A 2,522-nucleotide genomic window follows, 5' to 3' on the forward strand; every position below is an offset into this window, starting at 1 on the left:
GCGAGGGCGTCGGCGTGGCTGGTGAGGTCCACGTCGGCGATGGCGCGGGTGACGTCGTGGTGGCGGCGTTCGGCGAGGGCGCGGCCGGGGGTGAGGATCGCGGCGAAGTAGGCGAGGTTCTGACGGACGGTCAGGTCGTCGTAGACGGAGGGGGCTTGGGTGACGTAGCCGATGCGGGTGCGCAGGGTGGGGTGGCCGGCGGGATGGCCGAGGACGTCGAGGGTGCCGGTGACCTTGGCCTGGGTGCCGACGATGGCCCGCATGAGGGTCGACTTGCCGCAGCCGGAGGGCCCGAGGAGGCCGGTGATCCGGCCGCGGGGGACGGTGAAGCGGAGGTCGCGCAGGACGGTGCGGGGGCCGCGGGTGACGGTGAGACCGTCGGCGTGGACGGCGGGGGTTCCGGAGGGTGGTGATGGGGTGCCTTCGGGAGGCCTCGGCACTTTATTCATCATGCGGTGAATAATCCTCCCGAAGGCATGGACCGTCAAGAGACGGTGGTCGTCACCAGGATTTCCACGTCGTAGACCTCCTCGACGACGCCGTCCGGGAAGCGGCGCAGGAGGTGGTCCCGCTCCTCGGCGAGAAAGGCGGCGCTGCGGTCCGGACCGTGGACCAGGAAGATCGAGTGACTGCCGAGGTTGGCGAGATGGATGTCGACCGGGACCCGGCGGCTCCAGCGGACCAGCTTGCGGACGCAGTGCGGCGTGGGGCCGCCGGCGGTGGCCGCGTCGAGGGCGGCGGTGAAGGCCGGCAAGGCGCTGGTGCGGGGGCCGGGGGCGCCGCGGCTCCCCCAGGCGGCGACCACCGCGTCCCCGTAGTACCGGCGGACGCGGTCCGTCTGCTCGGCGATCCAGGGGACGTCCTCGGCTTCGAGGTTCCACCACAGGGCGAGCGCGCCGCCCGGCCGCAGTACGCGGAACGCCTCCGGCAGGGCGCGTGCCGGGTCGGTCCAGTGCCAGGCCTGGGCGTAGGTGACGAAGTCGGCGGAGGCGTCGGCGAGCGGGAGGGCGTTGCCGTCGCCCCGGACGAGCGGGATGCCGGGGTGGGCGCGGCGGAACTCGGCCGCCATGCCGTCACCGGGTTCGACGGCGACGATCTCGGCGCCGCGGCGGTGCAGGAGTGCCGTCGCTATGCCGGTCCCGGCACCGATGTCGGCGACCCGGGCGCCGGCGAAGGAGCGGCCGGCGGTCTCCTCGATGGCGTCGAACAGGGCGGGTGGATAGGAGGGGCGGTTCGCGGCGTACTGGGCCGCGACGGTGTTGAAGGAGTGGGCCCGGGCGGTGAGGGACGGACTGGTGGTGGTGTCGGAGGGGCCGGGGAGCGGGTGTCCTGGAGTCGGCATAGGGCCATGGTGGCCAAGGACGTGAGCGGCTACGAGCGGTTTCGCGCAAGCCCGGTCGCGGAGTGGGTCAGGCGCGGCGGCGTTTCTTCGACGGGTTGCCGGTGCGGCGGGCCGTGCGCTTCTCGTACTGCTCGCGGGCGGCGTCGTACTCCGCGCGGTGCAGCTTCTCGCCGGGTGCCTCGGTGAGGGAGCGGAAGAAGTAGGCGAGGAGGGAGCCGACGAAGCCGATGGCCAGCAGGCCGCGCAGGGACGCCTGGCGGTCGGGGTCGGGGCGCTTGCCGAAGCTGTCCCAGGTGTGCCGGAAGGCGAGCGCGCTGCACACCGCGAACATCACGACCATCAGCAGCGACACCAGGTTTCCGGTGTTCGCGAGCGCCAGGCCCTCGTAGGCGAAGCGCAGCACCATGCAGGAGGCGACGACCGCGGCGAGCGAGCCCGCGGAGGCGGCGGCACGGCGGAGGGGGTAGCCCTGGTCGTGGTGCAGCCAGGTCGTGCCGAAGAAGCGAAGCGGCTCCGGGCGCGGGCCTGCGGCGGGCGCCGTGGCCGGGGCGGTCGTGGCGCCTTGGGCAGGCGTGGCCCCTTGGGCGGGTGCGGTGCCTGCGCCTGGGGTGGGGGCGGTGGCCGCAGCGGGCTGGGAGCCCGCCGGGGTCGTCGTCGGGGTGCCGGATTCGTCGCTCACGCGTCGATTATGGCTCCCGTGTCTGGACGGCCCCGGGTGCGGGCTCCCAGCGGCGCCGCGGGCGTCAGAGGCAGCGCGAGGCGACGTAGCCGTCGCTGCCCGTGTTCACATAGGCGTCCGAGACGTACTCGCCCTGGCTGATGTTGTCCCAGATCTTCGACGTGCCGTAAGGGCCGGTGACCGTCTCGCCGGGCCGCTGGCAGAAGATCGCCACGTGGGCGCCCTCGGGCAGCACGCGGATGACCGGGTAGTTGGTGCTGGGGCCGCTGCGCACGTTCAGCCGGACGCCCGGGGCGACCGCGTAGTAGCGCACGGCCATCGTCGTGACGGCCTCGGTGACGCCGCCGGTCTCTTCCACTTCCACGTTCTCCACAGCCATGGAAAACCTCCCCCGTTGACCCACGGCTCAGGACGGCCATGGGATCGCCTTGATTCCCTGCAATCGCGTCTCGAAACATATGTACGCAACTCGCACACGGAGGCTAGGGGGTGTCGTCAAAC

The 2,522-nt window shown here is 72.6% G+C and carries 4 protein-coding genes; all 4 read right to left on the bottom strand.

Features of this window, described 5'->3' with window-relative positions:
- The coding region (locus CCN42_RS39655) for an ATP-binding cassette domain-containing protein (RefSeq protein ID WP_143662207.1) at positions 1-452 on the bottom strand (452 nt) is incomplete at its 3' end.
- Positions 453-484: 32 nt separating this feature from the next.
- Complete coding sequence (locus CCN42_RS39660; RefSeq protein ID WP_086741994.1) at positions 485-1,342, bottom strand: class I SAM-dependent methyltransferase; 858 nt, start codon at positions 1,340-1,342, stop codon at positions 485-487.
- A gap of 67 nt (positions 1,343-1,409) precedes the next feature.
- Positions 1,410-2,021, bottom strand: coding sequence for a hypothetical protein (locus tag CCN42_RS39665; RefSeq protein ID WP_086741995.1), 612 nt, complete (start codon positions 2,019-2,021; stop codon positions 1,410-1,412).
- A 64-nt stretch (positions 2,022-2,085) separates the two neighbouring features.
- Positions 2,086-2,400, bottom strand: a complete 315-nt coding sequence (locus CCN42_RS39670) for an SH3 domain-containing protein (protein WP_086172828.1) — start codon at positions 2,398-2,400, stop codon at positions 2,086-2,088.
- Positions 2,401-2,522: the final 122 nt, after the last annotated feature.

It is taken from the genome of Streptomyces glaucescens, from assembly GCF_002154375.1.
Classification (GTDB): Bacteria; Actinomycetota; Actinomycetes; order Streptomycetales; family Streptomycetaceae; genus Streptomyces; species Streptomyces glaucescens.